The organism is Halorubrum sp. Atlit-26R (assembly GCF_003666015.1).
In the GTDB taxonomy this organism is placed as follows: Archaea; Halobacteriota; Halobacteria; order Halobacteriales; family Haloferacaceae; genus Halorubrum.
On sequence record NZ_QPLT01000092.1, the window covers coordinates 1 to 1,066 of the forward strand.

Below are 1,066 nucleotides of genomic sequence, written 5' to 3' on the forward strand. Positions count from 1 at the left end.
GCTCGGATCGTCGATCAAGGAGTTCTCCCCGGAACGGTCGTGGCCCACCTTGCGCGGTTATCCGCCTCGGATCGAGCGCGGTGACTCTCTCGACGTTCCGAGCCCGCTGTCGGTGCCCGACACGGGCGTCGAGGTAGTCGTCCGACCGACGTACGCCGACGTGTACCGGCTCTCGACGCTGTCGTACTACCTCAGGGCTCGAATGGTGACGGGCGACGCCCCGGCGATCCGACTGGACACGGGGTACGAGGAACGGCTGCCGATAGAGGGGGAAGCGCTCGAAGAGCGGGTCACGGAACTGTTCCGAACGTGGTTCTTCCTCGACACGCTCGCGCGGACGGAGGGGTACGTCCCGTCGGACCGGTACGAGTACGACGCGGTCGGTCCCGATCTCCCCTTCTATCCGCCGAACCTCGCCGACCAATCCATGAGCGAGCGGCTGATGGAGTACCTAGAGGTCGATCCCGAGACGGTCGAACCTCATCTGCCGGCGTGGCCGACGGAGGCGGTCCTCCGGCCGGTCTCCGCGTCCGCGGAACTGCTGCCGCACCTCGCTCACGTCCTCGCGCCGGTCCGCGTCCGGGGCGACGCCGATCCCTCCGCGTCGGACGCGCCAGTGGGGATTGCGACGTCGCCTCAGGCGGCAGCGGATCTGTCCGCCTTCGGCCCTTCGAACACCTCATCGGGACCGGGAAAGACGGCCCCCTCTCGTTCGAGCCGGGTTCCGTCTCCGGACGCGGACCCGATTCCTGCGGGCGCATCCGTGATATCCCCCGACGCGTACGAGAACCGACTTCGGAGACAGATCCCAGAGCGCGGCACCCTCTCGGTCGCGTTCCTCTTCGAGGACGAGAAACGTGCCCGATCCGTTCGGAGGTCGATGGTCGAACCCGCGGAACTCGACGGGATCGGGTCGCTGGACGTGATCGGCTCGCCGTCTCGCGATGCGGTCGTCGAGACGCTGTCCGACCCCGACCTCGACATCGTCTTCTGCGGGGCTTCGGTGACCGCCGGCATCACTGGGGCCGACGGTTCGCTCCGTCTCAACGGACGGGACGAGGCACCG

1 pseudogene is annotated in these 1,066 nt (G+C 68.0%); it reads left to right on the forward strand.

Annotation, left to right across the window (positions count from 1 at the left end):
- Window positions 1–1,066: pseudogene (locus tag DVK07_RS19460) on the forward strand (hypothetical protein); the annotation flags it as partial.